The 21,946-nt window shown below is 50.4% G+C and carries 18 protein-coding genes and 8 tRNA genes; 24 read left to right on the plus strand and 2 right to left on the minus strand.

Annotated elements, in window-relative coordinates; genetic code table 11:
• Positions 1–70: 70 nt before the first annotated feature.
• The 21 genes from recX to luxS all read left to right on the plus strand — a co-directional run bounded on the left by recX (position 71) and on the right by luxS (position 17,025).
• Entirely contained in the window at positions 71–541 is a 471-nt protein-coding gene (recX, locus tag VFA_RS00390) for a recombination regulator RecX (RefSeq protein WP_004723847.1), read from the plus strand.
• Between the two features lie 187 nt (positions 542–728).
• Entirely contained in the window at positions 729–3,311 is a 2,583-nt protein-coding gene (gene alaS / locus VFA_RS00395) for an alanine--tRNA ligase (RefSeq protein WP_004723850.1), read from the plus strand.
• A gap of 206 nt (positions 3,312–3,517) precedes the next feature.
• Positions 3,518–4,705, plus strand: a complete 1,188-nt coding sequence (locus VFA_RS00400; RefSeq protein WP_038150576.1) for an aspartate kinase — start codon at positions 3,518–3,520, stop codon at positions 4,703–4,705.
• Positions 4,706–4,797: 92 nt separating this feature from the next.
• A complete protein-coding gene (csrA, locus tag VFA_RS00405) occupies positions 4,798–4,995 on the plus strand; it encodes a carbon storage regulator CsrA (protein ID WP_004415691.1) in 198 nt (65 codons plus the stop codon).
• Positions 4,996–5,178: 183 nt separating this feature from the next.
• Positions 5,179–5,271 (plus strand) — tRNA-Ser (locus tag VFA_RS00410).
• Between the two features lie 39 nt (positions 5,272–5,310).
• Positions 5,311–5,387 (plus strand) — tRNA-Arg (locus tag VFA_RS00415).
• Positions 5,388–5,440: 53 nt separating this feature from the next.
• Positions 5,441–5,533 (plus strand) — tRNA-Ser (locus VFA_RS00420).
• A gap of 65 nt (positions 5,534–5,598) precedes the next feature.
• Positions 5,599–5,675, plus strand: a tRNA-Arg gene (locus VFA_RS00425).
• A gap of 55 nt (positions 5,676–5,730) precedes the next feature.
• A tRNA-Arg gene (locus VFA_RS00430) sits at positions 5,731–5,807 on the plus strand.
• 78 nt (positions 5,808–5,885) lie between these two features.
• Positions 5,886–5,962: transfer RNA gene (locus tag VFA_RS00435), tRNA-Arg, on the plus strand.
• Between the two features lie 55 nt (positions 5,963–6,017).
• Positions 6,018–6,094 (plus strand) — tRNA-Arg (locus VFA_RS00440).
• 78 nt (positions 6,095–6,172) lie between these two features.
• Positions 6,173–6,249, plus strand: a tRNA-Arg gene (locus VFA_RS00445).
• Positions 6,250–6,618: 369 nt separating this feature from the next.
• Positions 6,619–6,876 (plus strand): oxaloacetate decarboxylase subunit gamma, encoded by a 258-nt coding sequence (locus VFA_RS00450; RefSeq protein ID WP_004723853.1) that lies wholly within the window; start codon positions 6,619–6,621, stop codon positions 6,874–6,876.
• A 24-nt stretch (positions 6,877–6,900) separates the two neighbouring features.
• Positions 6,901–8,688, plus strand: coding sequence for a sodium-extruding oxaloacetate decarboxylase subunit alpha (gene oadA / locus VFA_RS00455; RefSeq protein WP_004723856.1), 1,788 nt, complete (start codon positions 6,901–6,903; stop codon positions 8,686–8,688).
• Between the two features lie 9 nt (positions 8,689–8,697).
• Positions 8,698–9,828 (plus strand): sodium ion-translocating decarboxylase subunit beta, encoded by a 1,131-nt coding sequence (locus VFA_RS00460; RefSeq protein WP_004723858.1) that lies wholly within the window; start codon positions 8,698–8,700, stop codon positions 9,826–9,828.
• 108 nt (positions 9,829–9,936) lie between these two features.
• On the plus strand, positions 9,937–10,887 hold the full coding sequence (locus VFA_RS00465; protein ID WP_004723861.1) for an NADP-dependent oxidoreductase: 951 nt from the start codon (positions 9,937–9,939) through the stop codon (positions 10,885–10,887).
• A complete protein-coding gene (locus VFA_RS00470; RefSeq protein WP_004723862.1) occupies positions 10,881–11,342 on the plus strand; it encodes a YqaA family protein in 462 nt (153 codons plus the stop codon). Before VFA_RS00465 ends, VFA_RS00470 begins: the two co-directional genes overlap by 7 nt.
• A 9-nt stretch (positions 11,343–11,351) precedes the next feature.
• Positions 11,352–14,207 (plus strand): M16 family metallopeptidase, encoded by a 2,856-nt coding sequence (locus VFA_RS00475; protein WP_004723865.1) that lies wholly within the window; start codon positions 11,352–11,354, stop codon positions 14,205–14,207.
• A 101-nt stretch (positions 14,208–14,308) separates the two neighbouring features.
• On the plus strand, positions 14,309–15,874 hold the full coding sequence (gene gshA / locus VFA_RS00480; protein WP_004723866.1) for a glutamate--cysteine ligase: 1,566 nt from the start codon (positions 14,309–14,311) through the stop codon (positions 15,872–15,874).
• A gap of 1 nt (position 15,875) precedes the next feature.
• On the plus strand, positions 15,876–16,481 hold the full coding sequence (locus VFA_RS00485) for a transglycosylase SLT domain-containing protein (protein WP_004723868.1): 606 nt from the start codon (positions 15,876–15,878) through the stop codon (positions 16,479–16,481).
• 25 nt (positions 16,482–16,506) lie between these two features.
• On the plus strand, positions 16,507–17,025 hold the full coding sequence (gene luxS, locus VFA_RS00490; protein WP_004723869.1) for an S-ribosylhomocysteine lyase: 519 nt from the start codon (positions 16,507–16,509) through the stop codon (positions 17,023–17,025).
• Positions 17,026–17,131: 106 nt separating this feature from the next.
• Here the strand turns inward: luxS and VFA_RS00495 are convergent, their stop codons facing one another.
• On the minus strand, positions 17,132–18,406 hold the full coding sequence (locus tag VFA_RS00495) for an HlyC/CorC family transporter (RefSeq protein WP_004723872.1): 1,275 nt from the start codon (positions 18,404–18,406) through the stop codon (positions 17,132–17,134).
• 90 nt (positions 18,407–18,496) lie between these two features.
• Complete coding sequence (locus tag VFA_RS00500; RefSeq protein WP_004723874.1) at positions 18,497–19,291, minus strand: cytochrome C assembly family protein; 795 nt, start codon at positions 19,289–19,291, stop codon at positions 18,497–18,499.
• Positions 19,292–19,503: 212 nt separating this feature from the next.
• On the opposite strand from VFA_RS00500, the gene ffh reads away from it, so the two are divergent.
• From ffh to rimM, 3 genes are all read left to right on the plus strand, one after another.
• Complete coding sequence (ffh, locus tag VFA_RS00505; protein WP_004723876.1) at positions 19,504–20,883, plus strand: signal recognition particle protein; 1,380 nt, start codon at positions 19,504–19,506, stop codon at positions 20,881–20,883.
• A 225-nt stretch (positions 20,884–21,108) separates the two neighbouring features.
• Positions 21,109–21,357 carry a 30S ribosomal protein S16 gene (gene rpsP, locus VFA_RS00510; protein WP_004723879.1) on the plus strand — a complete coding sequence of 83 codons (249 nt, stop codon included), beginning with the start codon at positions 21,109–21,111 and terminating at the stop codon, positions 21,355–21,357.
• 27 nt (positions 21,358–21,384) lie between these two features.
• Positions 21,385–21,939, plus strand: coding sequence for a ribosome maturation factor RimM (gene rimM, locus VFA_RS00515; RefSeq protein ID WP_004723882.1), 555 nt, complete (start codon positions 21,385–21,387; stop codon positions 21,937–21,939).
• The last annotated feature ends 7 nt before the right edge of the window (positions 21,940–21,946 follow it).

The following is a 21,946-nucleotide window of genomic DNA, read 5'->3' on the forward strand; positions in this document are numbered from 1 at the left end:
GCACATGCGGGGCTTTTTGCTATCCGACTCTCTGCGATGAGATTGTGATTCGATTCTCAATGGAAACACCATGTATTCACGTGCCCCCAAAATGACCTGTAAAGAAAACGCCCTATTTCTGCTCTCGCGACGCGACCATGGGGAGTATGAACTGCACCAAAAGCTGCTGATTAAAGGATTTGAAGTGGCGGACGTCGAACAAGCCGTGTTGTATTGCCAAGAGCAGGGCTACCTCGATGATTTGCGCTACGCACAAAGTCAGGTTCGTCAGCACGTTGCCAAAGGGCATGGTGAACGTCGCATTCGTCAGGAATTACAACAGAAGCGAGTTGCGGCGGATGTGGTGTCTGAGGCGCTCGACGAGGAAGGCGCCGATTGGTTTGAACTGGCCAAACAGACTGCGCAAAAAAAGTTTTCTTCACTCGCGACCCGTGACAACAAAGAATATGCCAAACGAGTACGTTTTTTGCAGTACCGCGGCTTTAGTTTCGATCAAATTCAGTACGCCCTCAGTGACGACGATGATTCCTCAATGGGATAATTTTTCACACTTACAACGGATATTTCTCGCCGCTTGACGCCCAATGAAATCGAATGCGCTACGTCACATGAGGTTTCAATTCAGGTTTCAATTCATTTTCGTCTTTTCTTTAAGAAAACTAGGCGAACTCTTATCCATGCTTTACAATATCGCAAAATTCTAACTTGAGTATTTCAGGAAGAGCTGCATGTACATGAGCACGGATGAGGTTCGCCGCGCGTTCCTCTCATTCTTTGAAAGCAAAGGTCACCAAATCGTCGACAGTTCGTCGTTGGTGCCTGCTAATGACCCGACCCTGCTGTTCACCAACGCAGGTATGAACCAGTTTAAAGATTGTTTCCTAGGTTTGGAAAAGCGCGCCTATACGCGCGCGACCACGGCGCAACGTTGTGTGCGTGCCGGTGGTAAGCACAATGACCTGGAAAACGTCGGTTTCACCGCACGTCACCACACATTCTTCGAAATGTTGGGTAACTTCAGCTTTGGTGATTATTTCAAAGAAGATGCCATCAAGTTTGCATGGGAATTTCTGACTGAAGTACTGCAGCTACCAAAAGAGCGCCTGCTGGTCACCGTTTACCAAACTGACGACGAAGCGTTTGATATCTGGAACAAGCAGGTTGGTATTCCGGCGGATCGTATTGTTCGCATTGGTGACAAGCCAGGCGGTAAAGCGTACGAGTCCGATAACTTCTGGCAGATGGGTGACACGGGGCCTTGTGGTCCATGTACCGAGATCTTCTACGATCACGGCGAACACATCTGGGGTGGTCGTCCTGGCTCACCAGAAGAAGACGGTGACCGTTTCATCGAAATCTGGAACAACGTCTTTATGCAGTTCAACCGTCATGCCGATGGCAAGATGGAACCACTGCCGAAGCCGTCTGTAGATACCGGTATGGGCATCGAGCGTATCTCTGCCATCATGCAGGGTGTGCACTCCAACTATGAAATCGACGTCTTCCAAACACTGATCAAAGCTGCGGCTGATGTGATTGGCTACGACGATCTGTCGAACCAATCTCTACGCGTGGTTGCAGACCACATTCGTTCTTGTGCTTTCTTGATTGTTGATGGTGTGATGCCGTCAAACGAAGGTCGTGGTTACGTGCTGCGTCGTATCATTCGTCGCGCCGTTCGTCACGGGAACAAACTGGGCGCGAAAGGCGCATTCTTCTACAAACTGGTTGGCCCACTGGCAGACGTGATGGGTTCTGCGGGTGAAGAGCTGAAGAAACAGCACGCGATTGTGGAAAAAGTTCTGCGTATCGAAGAAGAAAACTTCGGCCGTACGTTGGATCGCGGCATGGCAATTCTGAACGAAGCGCTTGATGCACTGTCAGGCACTGAGCTGGATGGCGAAACCGTTTTCAAACTGTACGACACGTACGGCTTCCCAGCAGACTTGACCAATGATGTGGCACGTGAACGTGGCTTTACCATTGATGAAGCTGGTTTTGAAGCAGCGATGGAAGAGCAGCGTCAACGTGCACGTGAAGCGGGTCATTTCGGTACCGACTACAACCAGTTGATTAAAGTGGAAGGTGCAACGGAGTTCTGCGGTTACAGCGCGACTCAAGGTGAAAGCACCATCACAGAAATGTTTGTGGAAGGCCAAGCTGCGGCGTCTTTGTCTGCGGGCGATAAAGCCATCATCGTGCTGAATGAAACGCCATTCTATGCGGAATCGGGAGGTCAATGTGGCGATGCGGGCGTGCTGAAAACTGACGCCGGTGTGTTCCACGTGGTCGACACTCAGAAACTGGGTAACGCGATTGCGCATCACGGCGTGATGGCCGAAGGCGTATTTGCTCAAGGCGATACCGTTCATGCGATCGTCGACGCGAAACGTCGCGCTGCGATTTCTCTGAACCACTCTGCGACGCACTTGCTGCACGCTGCGCTGCGCCGCGTTCTGGGCGAGCACGTCACGCAAAAAGGTTCGCTGGTTCGCGCTGAAGGCCTACGTTTTGACTTTTCTCATCTGGAAGCTGTTTCTGCGGCTGAGCTGAAAGAAGTTGAGCGTCTGGTGAACGAACAAGTGCGTACCAACCACCGTATTGAAACCAACATCATGGATATCGACGCTGCGAAAGCAAAAGGCGCGATGGCTCTATTTGGTGAGAAATACGACGAACAGGTGCGTGTGTTGTCCATGGGCGATTTCTCGACTGAACTGTGTGGCGGTATTCACGCCAGCAGTACCGGTGATATCGGTCTATTCAAGATCACCTCGGAAAGCGGCATCGCTGCGGGCATTCGCCGTATTGAAGCGGTTACGGGTGAAGCAGCATTGGATTATCTTGACGCCCAGCACGCTCAGTTTGAAAGCAAAGTGGCTGACATGGCCTCGAAAGCCAAAGGTCTGGAAAAAGAAATTCAGCACCTGAAAGACAAACTGGCGGCGAAAGAAAGTGCCAGCCTGACGAGCAAAGTGAAAGACATTGCTGGCGTCAAAGTGCTGGTGGCACAGCTTGACGGTGCGGATAACAAAGCACTGCGCGGTATGGTTGATGAACTGAAAAACCAACTGGGTAGTGGCATCATCATGCTGGGTAACGTGGCAGACGATAAAGTTGGCCTGATTGCCGGTGTAACCAAGGACCTGACGTCGAAAGTGAAAGCTGGAGAACTGGTGAACATGGTTGCGCAGCAAGTGGGTGGTAAAGGCGGTGGTCGCCCAGATATGGCTCAAGCCGGTGGTAGCGATGCAGCGGCATTGCCATCCGCCTTGGAGTCTGTAGACGCTTGGATTGCTGAGCGTCTATAACAAACTGAAATAATTAGCGCTCAATCAAGACAAATTTTGATTGAGCGTAACTTTATCTGGTCAACCAAGTGGTTTAATTGGCGTGAGTTTCATACAGTCGATTAACCGCTTGGTTTTGTTTTTGTAACTACTAAACTGATAGACAACTCGTTGGTGAGCAACAGTTTAGTCCGAATGAGACTTTGGTCTTGGGAAGGTGAATACTGGTGAAAAAGCCCCTTATCGTGCAAAAGTTCGGTGGAACTTCCGTTGGCTCAATTGAGCGCATGCATACTGTCGCCGAACACATCATTAAAGCGAAAAATGATGGTAATCAAGTTGTTGTTGTTGTTTCTGCCATGTCAGGAGAAACCAACCGACTGCTGGGTTTAGCCCAACAAGTGGATAGCGTACCAACCGCTAGGGAACTTGATGTTTTGCTCTCTGCTGGTGAGCAGGTGTCTATGGCACTGGTAGCGATGACTCTGAATAAACTGGGTTATGCTGCTCGCTCTCTAACCGGAGCTCAAGCGAACATTGTGACGGATAATCAACACAATGACGCGACGATTAAAACGATTGATACACGAACGATTACGGAACTGCTGGCGCAAGACCAGATTGTTGTTGTAGCCGGTTTTCAGGGTATCAATGAAAATGGGGATATCACCACTTTAGGTCGTGGTGGCTCGGATACCAGTGCAGTGACATTGGCCGGAGCGCTCAACGCAGATGAATGTCAAATCTTCACTGATGTTGATGGGGTTTATACATGTGACCCTCGTGTTGTACCCAAAGCAAAGAAACTGGACATCATTGATTTTCCATCGATGGAAGAAATGGCTCGTAAAGGCGCGAAAGTGCTGCACCTGCCGTGTGTTCAGTATGCTTGGGAAAATCAGGTTCCACTGCGCGTGCTGTCGACGTTTGATGTAAACGACGGCAGCTTGATTAAAGGCGAACAAGGTTCGCAAGCTGTATGTGGCCTGGCAATCCAACGTGACATGTCTTTGGTGACCGTTGAACAGGATTCATTAGCCAGCCTGATGAAACAGTGTCAGATGCTAGGTGTAGAAGTCTGGAATGTGATCGAAAAGACAGAATGGGCAGGTGTTGTGATAAAACGCGATGCCTGTGCCAAGTTGGATCTGGTGTTCAGCGACAAAATCCGTAATAGTGAACATGTGAGTTTACTGACTACGGTCGGTCTGCAAGCGCCTGACTTAGCGGAGCATTCTTGTGCATTGTTGTCAGAACAGGGCATCGATGTACATTATGTCTCCACGACTTCACAATCATTGATGTTAATGCTTGCGCCGCACTGCGTTGAGGAAGCGGCAAATATTTTGCACGAAGCTTATATCGATTCTGAAACACTCGTGGACTTTCAGCCTAAACATGCATTTTTAGGCTGATTTGACTGCAATAGAGAGTTTACGAAAATATAACTTTTAGTGGATAATAACGTAGTTGCAAGATAATACAGAGATTACTCAAGGAGCAAAGAATGCTAATTTTGACTCGCCGCGTTGGCGAAACACTCATGATCGGTGACGAAGTAACAGTAACTGTACTGGGCGTAAAAGGTAACCAAGTACGTATCGGTGTGAACGCACCGAAAGAAGTTTCTGTGCACCGTGAAGAAATCTACATGCGCATTCAAGCTGAAAAAGGTAATGGTAACGTTGCGTCAGGCAACTACTAATTATCAACGAAAAGGCTGGCAATTTTGTCAGCCTTTTTTGTGCTTCATGTGTCCGTTTTTAATAAAAGTGTAATTTCACACCGCTTTGATTAAATAGCCAACGGTTAAGCAGTTTTTTCCAATTTTTGCCAAGAAAGTGTTTGACATATTTTTGGTAAATCGTAATATGTGCCTCCGCAAGACGGTGAGGTGGCCGAGAGGCCGAAGGCGCTCCCCTGCTAAGGGAGTATGCGGTTTATAGCCGCATCGAGGGTTCGAATCCCTCCCTCACCGCCATTTCTTGCGACGCTTAATTTAGCACATTAAGTGAAATGCGCGTCCGTAGCTCAGCTGGATAGAGTACCTGGCTACGAACCAGGCGGTCAGAGGTTCGAATCCTCTCGGACGCGCCATATTCTCTCGGGAATATGAAGATTCTGAAACGTAAGTTTTGGAAAAGAAACGTGGTGAGGTGGCCGAGAGGCCGAAGGCGCTCCCCTGCTAAGGGAGTATGCGGTTTGTAGCCGCATCGAGGGTTCGAATCCCTCCCTCACCGCCATTTCTTCGCCTTCGGGCAAATTTTTGTTTTCAAACAACAAAAATGTGATATACTTCACACCCTGCGCGCTCGTAGCTCAGCTGGATAGAGTACCTGGCTACGAACCAGGCGGTCAGAGGTTCGAATCCTCTCGAGCGCGCCATTATTAATAAGCTCTTGATTTATCAGGAGTCGATTGTGAAAACAATCAAGCCTGCGCGTCCGTAGCTCAGCTGGATAGAGTACCTGGCTACGAACCAGGCGGTCAGAGGTTCGAATCCTCTCGGACGCGCCATTCTTTCTTCTTGAAAGAATACAGTGAATAAGGGTAATGCCCTGATCCTGAACAGTTTTGTTTAGCATCGAAAACAGCGCGCTCGTAGCTCAGCTGGATAGAGTACCTGGCTACGAACCAGGCGGTCAGAGGTTCGAATCCTCTCGAGCGCGCCATTATTAATAAGCTCTTGATTTTTCAAGAGTCGATTGTGAAAACAATCAAGCCTGCGCGTCCGTAGCTCAGCTGGATAGAGTACCTGGCTACGAACCAGGCGGTCAGAGGTTCGAATCCTCTCGGACGCGCCATTCTTTCTTCTTGAAAGAATACAGTGAATAAGGGTAATGCCCTGATCCTGAACACCCTTGTTTGGTATCGAAAATAGCGCGCTCGTAGCTCAGCTGGATAGAGTACCTGGCTACGAACCAGGCGGTCAGAGGTTCGAATCCTCTCGAGCGCGCCATCCTTACAAAGCCTCGCATTCGCGAGGCTTTTTTATTTACATTTCATTATCATCTTGTTTATCTATATTTTACAACTCATTGTTTTAAAGGGATTTTTTCCACTTTATTAACTGCATCTCAATTTTCGTTTTGAATCTTCTTTAATCTGGGCATATTCGCCACAAAAGTTAGAACGTTTGTCGGTCATTTCACGACGTTTTGTGATTTGTGTGACGAATTTTCAACCGATTGTGTGTGCCGAGCACAACTGTGTAGTGAACAAAATTGACAATTTTTCACCAAAATTGATAATTTCGTTTCACATGTTGGCGTGAGATGGTCGCTCATGCTCAGCATATGTTGTCAGGATGACAAAGAAAGGAAGCAACATGACTAATATTGGAAGCCTGCTAGTGGATGCGGCCACCCTCATGATCACGGGGATGTCGGTCGTATTTCTATTCCTCACCATTCTGGTTTATCTCGTTCGATGCATGTCTAAATGGGCACCACAAGAAGTGCCACCATCGTTCGCCGCACCAACCCCAGCGAAAAAAGTGCAACCCACCTCTGCGGCTGTGAGTCCTCAGGTTGTCGCCGCTATTTCCGCTGCCGTACATCAGTATCGTACTTCAGCGTCGAAGTAGTCCGGATTAAAAGGAGTTATACACATGTCTAAACCTCTCGCTATTACCGATGTCGTCCTTCGTGACGCGCATCAATCACTGTTTGCGACGCGTCTGCGTCTGGACGATATGCTGCCGATTGCGGCTGAACTGGATAAAGTGGGTTACTGGTCGCTGGAAACTTGGGGTGGCGCGACCTTTGACGCTTGCATTCGTTATCTCGGGGAAGACCCATGGGAACGTCTACGCACGCTCAAACAGGCCATGCCGAACACACCGATGCAAATGCTGTTGCGTGGGCAAAACTTGCTGGGTTATCGCCATTACGCTGATGATGTGGTGGCAAAATTCGTGGAACGTGCGCATACCAACGGGATGGATGTGTTCCGTATCTTTGATGCCATGAACGATGTCCGCAACTTCGAACAAGCGGTCAAAGCGACGATTGATGTCGGCGCGCACGCTCAAGGCACGCTCTCTTACACCACCAGTCCAGTGCACAACGCGGATACGTGGGTTGATTTGGCGAAACGCTTGGAAGATCTCGGCTGCCATTCGCTGTGTATCAAAGACATGTCAGGGCTGCTGAAGCCGTATGAGGCAGAAGAGCTGATCACACGTATCAAAGCATCCTGTGCTGTGCCCCTAGCGCTGCATTGCCATGCCACTACAGGTTTATCGACCGCAACGGCAATCAAAGCGGTGGAAGCGGGCATTGATATTCTTGACACCGCCATCTCTTCGATGAGTCAAACATACGGGCATACCCCTACGGAAACCGTGGTGGCGATGCTGCAAGGTACGGCGCGTGATACGCATTTGCAGCTGGAACAACTGGAACCGATTGCTGCTTATTTCCGTGACGTACGCAAGAAGTACGCGAAGTTTGAAGGTCAGTTGAAAGGGGTGGATTCACGCATTCTGATTGCTCAGGTGCCGGGCGGCATGCTGACGAATATGGAAAGTCAGTTGAAAGAGCAAGGAGCCGCGGATCGCTTGGATGAGGTTCTAAAAGAGATCCCTCGCGTGCGTGAAGACTTGGGCTTTATTCCTTTGGTGACGCCGACCTCGCAAATTGTGGGCACGCAAGCGGTGATCAACGTCTTGACCGGTGAGCGCTATAAGAGCATTACCAAAGAAACTGCAGGTGTTCTCAAAGGGGAATATGGTGCGGCACCAGCCTCAGTCAATGCGGAGCTGCAAGCCAAAGTGCTTGAAGGGAAAGCCGCTATCACTTGTCGTCCTGCGGATCTGCTGAACGCCGAAATGGATCATTTGACCACTGAATTGCTAGAAAAAGCGAAAGCGGACGGCATTTCACTGGCTGAAGATACGGCCGATGACGTGCTGACTTATGCCTTGTTCCCTCAGGTAGGGCTCAAGTTCCTGAAAAATCGTCATAATCCGGACGCTTTTGAGCCGGCTCCAGGTTGTGAACCTGCGCCAGCAGCGTCACCTGTCGTATCGGCATCGAGCGGAGGTGTGGAAACTTACAGCGTACGCGTTGATGGACAGGTATATAACGTTGAAGTCGGCCCCCAAGGTCAGCTCACTTCAGTGACTCCTACAGCAGCAACCCAAGCGGCTCCGGTTGCCGCACCCGCTGAGACTGTATCGGATGCGGAAGCCGTTCCGGCTCCTCTGGCGGGGAACATCTTCAAAATCAATGTGCAAAGCGGGAGCGAAGTGGCCGAAGGTGACATTTTGATCGTGCTGGAAGCGATGAAGATGGAAACCGAAATTCGCGCGGCGCGCGGCGGTGTTGTGCAGGATCTTCATGTTAAAGAAGGGGATTCTGTGACGGTTGGTGCGCCTCTGTTGAGTTTGGCATAAGGAAGAACCATGGACGGATTAATCACCTTATGGTCTGAAACAGGCATTGCAAACTTCGAACTCGGCCAGATCATCATGATCATGGTGGGCGGCTTGCTGCTGTTTTTGGCGATTCGTAAAGGGTTTGAGCCTTTGCTGCTATTGCCCATCGGGTTTGGCGCTGTGTTGGCCAACATTCCCAATGCTGGTTTTACTGAACCGGGTGGTCTGCTGTACTACGTCTATCACGTGGGGATTGAGTCAGGGGTCTTCCCACTCTTGATCTTCATGGGGGTTGGGGCGATGACGGATTTCGGGGCATTGATTGCGAACCCGAAAACGTTATGGTTAGGTGCGGCAGCGCAGTTGGGGATTTTTGCGACCCTGTTCGGCGCTATTTTGTTGAACTACGTGCCGGGCATGGAATTCACCATGGCAGACGCTTCCTCCATCGCGATTATCGGAGGCGCGGATGGCCCAACGGCGATATTCCTTGCCAGTCAGCTTTCGCCTGATCTGTTGGGCGCGATTGCGGTGGCGGCCTACAGCTACATGGCGTTGGTGCCGATCATTCAACCGCCCATCATGAAAGCGTTGACCACACCAGAAGAACGTCAGATCAAAATGGCGCAATTGCGCCACGTTGGCAAAACCGAAAAAATCATCTTTCCTTTGGTGGTGTTATTGATGACGATTTTGTTCTTGCCTGCGGCGACACCTTTGGTGGGCATGTTCTGTCTCGGTAACTTGATGCGCGAAGCGGGCGTCGTGGAGCGTTTGTCGAAGACGGCGCAAAACGAGCTGATCAACATCGTGACGATTTTCTTGGGCTTAGGGGTCGGTTCAAAATTGCAGGCTGATAAATTCCTAAACCTTGAAACGTTGGGCATTTTGGCGCTGGGCGCGGTCGCGTTCAGCATCGGGACGGCTGGCGGTGTGATCATGGCGAAGATCCTCAACAAGTTCTCCAAAGAAGACATCAACCCACTGATTGGTGCGGCCGGTGTGTCGGCGGTGCCAATGGCGGCGCGCGTGGTGAATAAAGTGGGTTTGGAAGCCAATCCACAGAACTTCTTGCTGATGCATGCCATGGGGCCCAACGTGGCTGGGGTGCTGGGGTCGGCGGTTGCGGCCGGGGTGCTGTTGGCGCTGGTCGGTTAATCTCTGGTTAAATTGCGAACTGAGAGTTAACGGTTACTAATAAAATGGTATATATTCAAAGGGATGCTTCGGCATCCCTTTTTATTTGCCTCAATAGGGACCTTGGAAATGGACAACAAGCAGATTGCAATCACCCAGTTTGGCGGGCCAGAAGTGCTCGCGATTCAAACCACCGCGATACCTGAACCTCAGGCTGGCGAAGTGTTAGTCAAAGTGGCATTTTCAGGCATCAACCCTATTGATGTAAAAACCCGTGCCGGTCTTGGCTGGGCAGCCGCGCAGAACAAAGACAATCTACCTTGGGTGCCGGGCTACGATATTGCAGGCACCGTGGTCAGCGTGGGTGACGGCGTTCGCGAACTCAAAGCTGGGGTTCATGTGGCCGGTTTTATTGGTTTTCCACTGCGTGGCGGTGGGTACAGCCAATATGTGTGCGTGCCGGAAAAAGAGCTCAGCATTGTTCCTGATGCCGTGACCCTTGAAGCTGCGGCGGTGCTGCCTCTGGCGGGGCAGACCGCGGCACAGGCGCTCAATAAAGCCCAAGTGAAAGAGGGCGATCGGGTGTTGATCCTCGCAGGTGCCGGTGGTGTGGGGCATTTGGCGGTGCAAATCGCGATTGCAGCGAAAGCCGAAGTCTATACCACATGCAGCGAAAGCAACCTCGATTATCTGGCGACTTTGGGCGCGCACGCGATCAATTATAACTTTGCGCCAGTGTCTCAACGCTTAGAGCAAGTGGACGTGCTGATCGATTTGGTTGGTGGTGATGCAGCGTTGGATGCGCTCAAATGTCTGAACGATCATGCCCGTGTGGTGACGGTACCGACTTTGAGTGCGGAACTGATCTGCGAGAAAGCCAAAATGCTCGGCTTTGAGGCGACTGGCATGCTGGTTGACCCCAACCCAGAACAACTCAACACCATGCTCTACATGGTGAGTGTTGGGCTCTTGAAGACCGAAATTCAGCAAGTGTATCCAATGAGCGACGTGCAGCAAGCGCACACTCAAATTGAGTCCGGACACACGCGGGGCAAGGTGTTGCTTGATATGCAATGCTAGAGTGGTTTAACTCTGGCTTTACCGAACTGGCACTGTTGTTTTCCAACTCCGCCCTCTGGGTTTTGTTCCTCGGGGGCTTTTTGAGTGCAACGTTGCTTCCGGGCGGCTCGGAAGCGGCGTTATTGGCAACGCTGTCTCTGCAACAATATTCCGTGTTGATGGTGATCGTGGTCGCGACCGTGGGCAATACCCTCGGTGGCGTGACCAACTATTGGTTAGGTTTGTGGCTGCCTAATCGAACTGAACACGAAAAACAAGGTCATAAAGCATTAGCCTGGCTGAATAAACACGGCTATTGGGCATTACTGTTGAGCTGGTTACCCATCATTGGTGATCCGCTCTGTCTGGCAGCTGGCTGGCTTCGCATGAATTGGTTTCCCGTCTTTACACTCATCCTGATTGGTAAAGCATTACGTTATTCACTGCTGGCTGCTCTCTTTTATGGTTTTTTCTAAGGAGAAGTCATGAGAAAACTTTGGTTTGGTGCTGTTTCTCTTATCGCCTTGTATGGCTGCTCATCCACATCGGCACCGGTGTCGCTTTTCTCCTCTCTGCCTTCCGGAGTGTCGCTGGTCGAAACCGTCGACGCACAACCGGGAAAAGTGATGATCCCGTATTCCAAATACCGTCTTGATAATGGGTTGACGGTGATTCTATCGCCGGATCACTCCGATCCGCTAGTGCATGTGGACGTGACTTATCACGTGGGATCTGCCCGCGAAGTGGCCGGGAAATCGGGTTTCGCGCATTTCTTTGAGCACATGATGTTTCAAGGCTCAAAGCACGTTGGCGATCAGCAACATTTTCGCATTATCACCGAAGCGGGCGGGTCGCTGAATGGCACCACCAACCGCGACCGGACCAACTACTACGAAACCGTACCGTCGAATCAGTTGGAAAAAGTGTTGTGGTTGGAATCGGATCGCATGGGCTTTTTGCTCGATGCGGTATCGCAGCGTAAATTTGAAATTCAGCGCGATACGGTGAAAAACGAGCGCGCGCAAAACTACGACAACCGTCCGTATGGTTTGATCTGGGAGAAAATGGGTGAAGCCATGTACCCAGAAGGTCATCCGTATTCATGGCAAACTATTGGCTATGTTGACGATCTCGACCGAGTCGACGTGAATGATCTGAAAGCGTTTTTCCTCCGCTGGTATGGTCCGAACAATGCGGTGCTCACCATTGGTGGTGACATCGATGTGGATAAAACGCTGGCGTGGGTGAGCAAATACTTTGGCTCGATTCCACAAGGCCCTGAAGTCGACAATGCGCCCAAACAACCTGCTACCTTGACCGAAGATCGCTTTGTGACGCTGCAAGATCGCATTCAGCAACCGATGGTGGTGATTGGTTGGCCAACGGCTTATCGCGGCGCAAGCGATCAGGCCTCACTGGATGCACTGGCCAAAGTGTTGGGCAGTGGTTCAAACAGCTTGTTGTATCAGAATCTGGTCAAAACACAAAAAGCGGTCGATGCCGGCGCGTTCCAAGATTGTGCGGAATTGGCGTGTAATTTTTACGTTTATGCCATGGCGCCTTCGGGGGACAAAGCGCAGCTTCAACCGTTGTATCACGAGTTGATGCAGACGTTGCAACAGTTCAAACAGTCGGGTGTTGATAAAGCGCGCCTTGAGCAGATCACCGGCATGGCGGAAGCCAATGCGGTGTTTGCGCTGGAAAGCGTGCAAGGCAAAGTGACTCAACTGGCCAGTAACCAAACGTTCTACGGCCAACCGGATCGCATCGAAACGCAACTCGCGGAATTACGTGCAGTGTCGCCACAATCGGTGTCGCAGGCGTATCAGCGTTACCTTGAAGGGCAGCATAAAGTGACCTTGAGCGTCGTGCCGAAAGGTCAAACGCAACTGGCGGTTCAAGCGGATAACTTTACGCCGCCAGCACGCACCTTGCCGACGTATCATAAGATCAGCGACAGTGATCTTCATTATCGTGCAGTGAAGGACAATTTCGATCGTTCATTGATGCCGAAAGTGGCTGAAGCGGTGCAAGCACACATGCCACCGCTGTATGACATCTATTTCGACAATGGTGCAGAACTTCTCGGCACGCAGACCACCGAAACACCTACCGTGCTGGTCGAGATCAAGCTGCCTGCAGGGGAGCGCCATGTGGCACCGGGGAAAGAAGGATTGGCGAATCTGACGGCAGCCATGCTGGAAGAAGGGTCGACGACGCGAACCGTTGAGCAGATTCAAGCCCAATTGGATCAATTGGGCTCGCAAGTGAGTGTCAGTGCCAATGCTTATTCAACCAGCGTTGTGATTTCGAGTTTGAAAAAGAACCTAGCCGAAACCATGGCTGTGGTTGAAGAAGTGCTGTTTAAACCCGGATTTCGAAAAGACGATTTCAACCGCATCAAACAGCAAATGATTCAAGGCACCGTGTATCAACACCAGCAACCAGGGTGGTTGGCTTCGCAAGCCACGCGTCAGGTGCTGTTCGGCGATTCGATTTTTGCGCGCGCCAGTGATGGGACGCAGGCATCCATTGCGGCGTTGACGCTCGAAGATGTGAAGCACTTCTATCACCAATACTACACACCGCATGGTGCGCAGATTGTGGTTGTGGGCGACATCGGTAAACGGGACGTGCGTAAACAGCTGCAATTCTTTGCTCAGTGGCAAGGGGAAGCGTCTCCATTGCTGCGCCCGCAAGTGGTGCCGAATCTGACGGGGCAGAAAATCTACCTCGTTGATAAACCGGGAGCGCCGCAAACCATCGTCCGTTTGGTGCGTCGAGGTCTGCCGTTTGACGCGACTGGCGAGCTGTATTTAAGTCAACTGGCCAACTTTAACTTGGCCGGGAATTTCAACAGTCGCATCAACCAGAATCTGCGTGAAGATAAAGGCTACACCTACGGCGCCAGCAGTTACTTTGCCAGCAATCGAGAAGTGGGGGCGATTGTGTTCAATGCGCAGGTACGCGCCGATGCCACAGTGCCTTCGATTGTCGAAATGGAAAAAGAGATGGATCGATTTAGCCAGCAAGGGCTGACAAAAGAAGAGATGACGTTCTTGCGTTTGGCGGTGGGCCAGCAAGATGCGCTCAGTTATGAAACGCCATCACAGAAAGCGCAGCTCCTAAGTAGTATCCTGACTTACAGCTTGGATAAGGATTATCTGCAGCAGCGCAATGACATCGTCAAAAGCGTGGATAAGTCGACATTGGATGAACTGGCCGCAAAATGGTTTGTGCCAACGGACTACCAAATCATTGTTGTGGGTGATGCCAAATCGCTCAAACCCCAACTAGAAAAGTTAACTATTCCCGTAGAAGAGCTTGAAATCATCCGCTAGAGTACACATTAAAGAGGAGGCGAAGTTCCGCCTCCTGCTTCTATCGTGGCGGGTTAAGCTCAGCTTCATTGGATTTATAACATTTATAAGCGAATCTCATTTTGACTAATTTTGCCGCGCGACTTGAACGAGTTGCTCATCAACCTGAAGTGTTTCAACAGTTTGGCCGAGGTGTTGAACGTGAAACGCTGCGTTACACTCCTGAGGGGGCGATTGCCCAAACACCTCATCCAACCGCGCTGGGTTCGGCACTGACCAATCGCTGGATCACGACGGATTTCGCTGAATCTCTGCTGGAGTTTATTACTCCGGTTTCGCATGATGTTCCGACGTTGATGTCGCAGTTGGCCGATATTCACCACTTTGCACAAAGCAAAATCGGTGAAGAAAAATTGTGGCCATTGTCGATGCCATGCTATGTCGGCAATGAAGATGATATCACGCTGGCTCAATACGGCTCGTCCAATTCTGGCCGCATGAAAACCCTTTATCGTACCGGCCTGAAGCGTCGCTACGGTAGCCTGATGCAAATCATTTCTGGTGTTCATTTCAACTTTTCTTTCCCGGACTCATTTTGGGACGCCCTGTATGGTGAGCAATCAGAAGAACAACGTCAGGCCACTAAATCGGATGCCTATTTTGCGCTGATCCGCAACTATTACCGCTTTGGCTGGTTGATCCCTTATTTCTTTGGGGCGTCACCGGCATTGTGCTCGTCATTCATTCAAGGGCGTGAAACGTCGTTGGCGTTTGAGAACATCGGGCAGACCTTGTATCTGCCGCATGCCACCTCTTTGCGTTTGAGTGATTTGGGTTACACCAACCACGCACAAAGCGTGCTTAAAATTGGATTTAATGGCATTGAGCAATACCTCGCCGGACTCAATGCGGCGATTCGCACCCCGTCTGACGAGTTTGCCGAGATTGGCGTGAAAGTGGCGGGTGAATACCGTCAGCTCAACAGTAATGTGCTGCAGATTGAGAATGAACTCTACGCGCCCATTCGTCCAAAACGTGTGGCGAAAAGTGGCGAGAAACCGTCTGAAGCGCTGGCGCGTGGCGGCGTGGAATACATTGAAGTACGCTCACTGGATGTGAACCCATTTAGTCCGATTGGCATCAGCGAGCAGCAAGTCCGCTTCCTCGATCTGTTCCTCACGTGGACAGCATTGACCGATTCGGATCCAATGGACGATTGCGAACTGGCTTGCTGGCGTGATAACTGGAGCAAAGTGGTGCTGGAAGGGCGCAAGCCAGGGCTGGAGCTGCAAATTGGTTGTCATGGCGAGAAATTGTCGCTGCAAGCTTGGGCCAAACGCGTATTTGCTGATTTGTCTCTGATTGCTGAACTGATGGATTCCGTGCATGGCGGCAGTGCGTATCAGGATGTGTGTCGCGAGCTAGAAAGCTGGATCGATCATCCGGAACGGACGTTGTCAGCACAGACGTTGGCGCTAACCAAAGAACATGGCGGTCTTGGAAAAACGGGCTGCGCACTGGGCTTGAAATACCGCGAACAGAACTTGAACCATCAATACAAAGTGTACTCCGCGACGCTCATGGAAGAGGAAGTTGTGCGCTCGGTTGCCGCTCAGCAGCAGCTTGAGCAGCAAGACCAACAGAGCTTTGATGCGTTTCTTGAACACTACTTTGCCTATCTGAAATAACATGGCAACAAAGGCGAAATGGCTTTCGGTGAGCACACTCCTGCTTTTGGCGGGGTGTGCGACCACACCACCAAGCCAACAAAGCAATCTGTGTGACATTTTTCGAGAAAAGCCGCAATGGTATGACGATGCGGTGGCGATGAATGACGCGTGGGGCACGCCGATTCAGATTGCGATGGCGATCATCAAGCAGGAGAGCAGTTTTCGCCACGATGCCAAACCGCCCAAAGATTACCTATTAGGGTTTATTCCCTGGGGCCGAGTCAGCAGTGCGTATGGCTATGCGCAGGCGCAAGATCCTGCTTGGGAAGATTTTCAACGCGCGACCGACCACGGTGGCTCGCGAACCAATTTTGATGATTCGTTAATGTTTATTGGCTGGTATACCAGCGAAACACAAAAAACGCTTGGGATCTCGAAATGGGATACCTATCATCAATATCTCGCCTATCATGAAGGTCGAGGCGGCTTTAAGCGTAAAAGCTACCAGTCAAAACCGGCCTTGATCAAGGTGGCTCGTAAAGTCGAGCAACAGGCAAAAGACTATGGATGGCAGCTCAAACAGTGCCGTCAGGAATTAGAAGACAATCGAAGCTGGTTTTTCTGAACTGGCATGCAATGGAGAAAGGACAATGCCATTATTAGACAGTTTTACCGTCGACCACACTCGCATGAACGCACCGGCTGTGCGTGTTGCGAAAACCATGCAAACGCCGAAAGGCGACACCATTACGGTGTTTGACCTGCGTTTCACCATGCCAAACAAAGACATTCTGTCCGAGAAAGGGATTCATACGCTGGAGCATCTGTACGCTGGCTTTATGCGTGCGCACCTCAATGGCGCGAACGTGGAAATTATCGACATCTCGCCGATGGGATGTCGCACCGGGTTTTACATGAGCCTGATTGGTGCGCCAAGCGAAGAGCAAGTCGCCGCCGCTTGGTTGGCGTCGATGCAAGACGTATTGAGTGTCGAAAGCCAGGATCAAATTCCTGAGCTGAACGAATACCAGTGCGGCACCGCAGCGATGCACTCCCTGAATGAAGCCAAAGCGATTGCTGAAACCGTGATTACCGCAGGCATTCAGGTCAACAAGAATGATGAACTGGCGTTGCCCGAATCGATGCTTAATGAGCTGAAAGTGCACTAAAGCTGCGCGTAACGATTACTGAGCGTAACCATTGCGAGTGAAAATTCGAGTAATAAAAAAGGCTTGGGATGACCAAGCCTTTTTTGTGGATGCTGAATGTGGGCGCTTACGCTTTCTTCGTTTTACGCGGGTAGACTCGAACCAGTTTGATGCGGTTTTCTTCGAGTTCGACGATCTCCATCGGATGACCAGCAACTTTGACACTCAGGTGACTGGCTGGAATTTCTTCCAGATGTTCCAAAATCAACCCGTTGAGTGTGCGAGGACCATCGGTCGGCAATTTCCACTTCAAGCTCTTGTTGATGTCACGGATGTTGGCACTGCCTTCCATCAGGAAACTGCCATCGCCTTGCGGGGTAATCTCTTCCGCTAAACTTGGCGCAATCGATGTGGTGAACTCGCCGACAATTTCTTCCAGAATGTCTTCTAGCGTGATGAGACCAATGATGTCGCCATACTCGTCGACGATGAGGCCAATCCGCTCTTTATTGCGCTGGAACTTGAGCAATTGCACATTGAGTGGGGTACTTTCTGGAATGAAGTACACTTCATCGGCGGCCCGCAATAAGGTCTCTTTGGTGAATTCGTTTTTCTCCAACACGAAACGCGCAGCTTCACGCAGACGCAACATGCCAACCACTTCATCAATGTGATCGCGATACAGCACCACGCGGCCATGTGGTGAGTGTGTTAGCTGACGCACAATGGATTTCCAGTCATCGTTGATGTTGATGCCGGTGATCTCGTTGCGGGGAATCATGATGTCGTTCACGGTGACGTGTTCCAAATCGAGGATCGATAGCAACATGTCTTGGTGGCGACGTGGGATCAACCCACCGGCTTCATTCACCACCGTGCGTAGTTCTTCCGAGCTGAGCGGGTCATCGCCTCCGTGTTGCGCAGAGAGCCCCAGCAGGCGAATAAATCCATTGGTAATGAAGTTGACGAACACCACCAGTGGCGACAACACCTTCATCAAAATCGAGAGCAGGACGCTGCTGGCGTAAGAGACGCGTTCTGGATACAGCGCGGCCAGCGTTTTGGGCGTGACTTCGGCAAACACCAAAATCACTAAGGTGAGCACACCGGTGGCAATGGCCACGCCGATATCCCCGTACAGACGCATCCCCAAAATGGTCGCAATCGCCGACGCTAAAATGTTAACGAGGTTATTACCGATCAGAATCAAGCCGATCAAACGGTCGGGGCGGCCAAGGAGTTTTTCAACGCGTTTGGCGCCTTTGTGTCCCGTGTTCGCCAAGTGTTTCAGGCGGTAGCGGTTCAGCGACATCATGCCGGTTTCTGAACCCGAGAAATAGGCGGAAATAATAATAAGACACGCGAGTAGCGCAAATAAGATACCCGTTGATATGTCGTCCAAAACGCTTGTTTTCCTTATAACAGTTTTCGGTAAATAAAGGCCTATCCCAGGCGGGGGTGTTCATGTCGATTCAGGTCTAATTCGTTGACCTTAGCGCAGAATAATCTCTCTGACAAATCGGCTGCCAAAGTACGCCAGCGTGAGCAAGGTTGCCCCGGCCACGGCGAACCAAGTGACTTTACGTCCGCGCCAGCCTTTCTGATAGTGTCCCCACAACAAAATGGAATACACGACCCAAGCAATAAACGAGAGAATGCCTTTGTGCGCTTTGCCTTGGGCGAACATATCCTGAACGAACACAAAACCGGTGATCAGGGTGCCGGTGAGAAGCAGGTTACCGATCAAAATAATTTTGAACAGGTGACGTTCAACCATCAGCAAGGGCGGCAGGTTCGGGTTGATGGTAAGTCCTTTTTTCTTCTTTAACTTGTAATCCAACCAAGCCAGTTGCAAGGCGTACAACGCGCCAATCGACAAGGTAGAGTAGGAGAAGAGTGCTAAAGAAATATGAAACATCAGCTTGGGATCATTTTCCAGATGGGTCATGAACGTCCCAGGTAGAAACGCCGCCGCAGAGAGGTTAATGGCGGAGAAGCTGTACACCACCGGCAGCAGAAACCACAAACGCGCTTTGAACATCGCCACGCTCATGACCAGCGCAATGATAAAGCTGATCAGCGAGGCCACGTTCAGAATACTTAAGTTTTGACCGCTGCCATGCAAAATGAGGTCACTCAATAGCCAGGCATGAAAAAGCAGCGCCAGCGCGGCACTGATAAATACCGTTTTAGCTTTGATCCCTGTTTGGTTGGCCAAGCCCGGTACGATCGTCGCGATGGACAGTGCATACAAGATGGCGGCAACGATAGCGATTAAGTTATCCATGCTTCTCACATAAATGGTGATTGAAGTGGCGAATTATACCCTGCATAACCCCAATGAGCTATGCCGGATCGTGATCGATTTCGAGAGTTGAGATATCGCGATGAAGCCCAATCTAATAAAGAAACGTGGATGCAACCGCGCAATGGGTATGCCTATTCATTTGGCTAAGGTATACTCACCGATATGAATCGCCTTATCGCGAAGAGAAAAAGATGTTTGAAAATTTAACGGATCGATTGTCCAAAACGCTGAAAAATATCAGCGGTAAAGGTCGTCTTACAGAAGACAACATTAAAGAGACGTTACGCGAAGTGCGTATGGCGCTGCTGGAAGCAGACGTCGCGTTACCGGTCGTACGTGAATTTGTCAGCCGCGTCAAAGAGAAAGCGGTTGGTGTTGAAGTTTCGAAATCCCTGACACCTGGCCAGGAATTCATCAAGATCGTTCGCGGTGAACTTGAAGCGGTGATGGGGGAGTCGAATGAAGCGCTAAACCTAGCGGCTCAGCCACCGGCCGTGATTCTGATGGCGGGTTTGCAGGGTGCGGGTAAAACCACATCGGTCGGCAAACTGTCAAAATTGCTGAAAGAGCGCGATAAGAAAAAAGTGCTGGTGGTTTCTGCCGACGTTTATCGCCCTGCGGCAATCAAACAGTTGGAAACCCTGGCGAACGATTTAGACGTGGATTTCTTCCCCTCTTCGCCGGATCAAAAACCCATTGATATTGCCAATGCAGCGATTGATCACGCGAAGAAAAAATTCTTTGACGTACTGATTGTCGATACCGCGGGTCGTCTGGCGATTGACGAGCAGATGATGGGCGAAATCCAAGATCTGCACAAAGCGATCAACCCAGTTGAAACGCTGTTTGTGGTCGATGCGATGACCGGTCAGGATGCGGCCAATACTGCGAAAGCGTTTGGCGACGCGCTGCCTTTAACCGGTGTGATTCTGACGAAAGTCGATGGTGACGCCCGTGGCGGTGCTGCGCTGTCTGTGCGTTATATCACGGGCAAACCGATCAAATTCCTTGGTGTGGGTGAGAAAACCGACGCCCTGGAACCATTCCACCCGGATCGCGTGGCGTCACGTATTCTGGGCATGGGTGACGTTCTGTCGCTGATTGAAGATCTGCAACGCAATGTCGACCAAGAAAAAGCCGAGAAACTGGCGAAGAAATTCAAAGAGAAGAAAGGCTTCGATTTGGAAGACTTCCGCGAACAACTGGGCCAGATGCAAAACATGGGTGGCATGATGGGCATGTTGGATAAACTGCCGGGCATGTCGCAACTGCCATCGGACATCAAAGACAAAGTTGATGACCGCATGTTTAAGCAGATGGAAGCCATCATCAGCTCCATGACCATGAAAGAGCGCCAAAACCCCGACCTCATCAAAGGCTCGCGTAAAAAACGCATTGCCGCTGGTTCAGGCACGCAAGTTCAAGACGTCAACCGCCTGCTGAAGCAATTTACGCAGATGCAGAAGATGATGAAGAAAATGCAAAAAGGCGGCATGAAAGGCATGATGCGAAACATGCAAGGCATGATGGGCGGCGGTGGCGGCTTCGGCGGCGGATTTTTCGGTCGTTAAGCATGCAGGTGAGCACCGAAAGTTTTGATGACTAAGTTTTCAAACTGTTAACATGCTCACGGTAATTTGCCCCCACTTTTGGTGGTGAAAAAATAGCTAAAACCCTTGCAATGCCTCGGAATAAGAGTAAAATTCCGAGGCTTTATTTTGGCACGAGACCCCAAACTGTTTTAGAACAACGGTTTTTGGGGTTAATTTTATTTTTGAGAAAGCAAAGAGGACGACATGGTAACCATTCGTTTGGCACGTCACGGCGCTAAAAAGCGTCCATTCTATCAAATCGTTGTTGCTGACAGCCGCAACTCTTCAACTGGCCGTTTCATTGAGAAAGTTGGTTTCTTTAACCCAACTGCTCAAGGTCAAGAAGAAGGCCTACGCCTAGATCTAGCGCGCGTGAACCACTGGGTTTCACAAGGCGCATCTGTATCAGATCGCGTAGCTAAGCTAGTTAAAGACGCTCAAAAAGCGGCTTAATTCTTACTTAGTAAGTAGCACTAGTTTATGTCGATGAAAGGTAAAGAAACAATGAGCAAGCAAGACGAAAAAATTGTTGTAGGTAAGTTTGGTGCTTCTTATGGCATTCGTGGTTGGCTTAAGGTTTTTTCCTATACAGACGATGCTGAGAGCATTTTTGATTACAGCCCATGGTTTGTGAACCATAAAGGCGAATGGGTCGAGTACAAAGTAGAAAGCTGGAAACGCCATAACAAAGGTATGGTGGCAAAACTTCAAGGACTTGATGTTCGAGAAGATGCGAACCTGATGACTAACTTTGAAATCGCGATTGACCCTGCATCACTACCTGAATTGTCAGAAGATGAGTTCTACTGGCGTGAATTGTTCGGTATGCAAGTGGTGACAACACAAGGCTACAACCTTGGTGAAGTTGTCGACATGTTAGAAACTGGCTCGAACGATGTTCTCGTGGTGAAGGCGAATCTAAAAGATGCTTTTGGCCAAAAGGAACGATTGATTCCGTTCCTTGAAGAGCAAGTGATCAAAAACATTGATCGCACGGCTCAACGGATCGAAGTTGACTGGGATCCTGCGTTTTAATTCTGAA

Source organism: Vibrio furnissii CIP 102972 (genome assembly GCF_000176175.1).
Taxonomy (GTDB): Bacteria; Pseudomonadota; Gammaproteobacteria; order Enterobacterales; family Vibrionaceae; genus Vibrio; species Vibrio furnissii.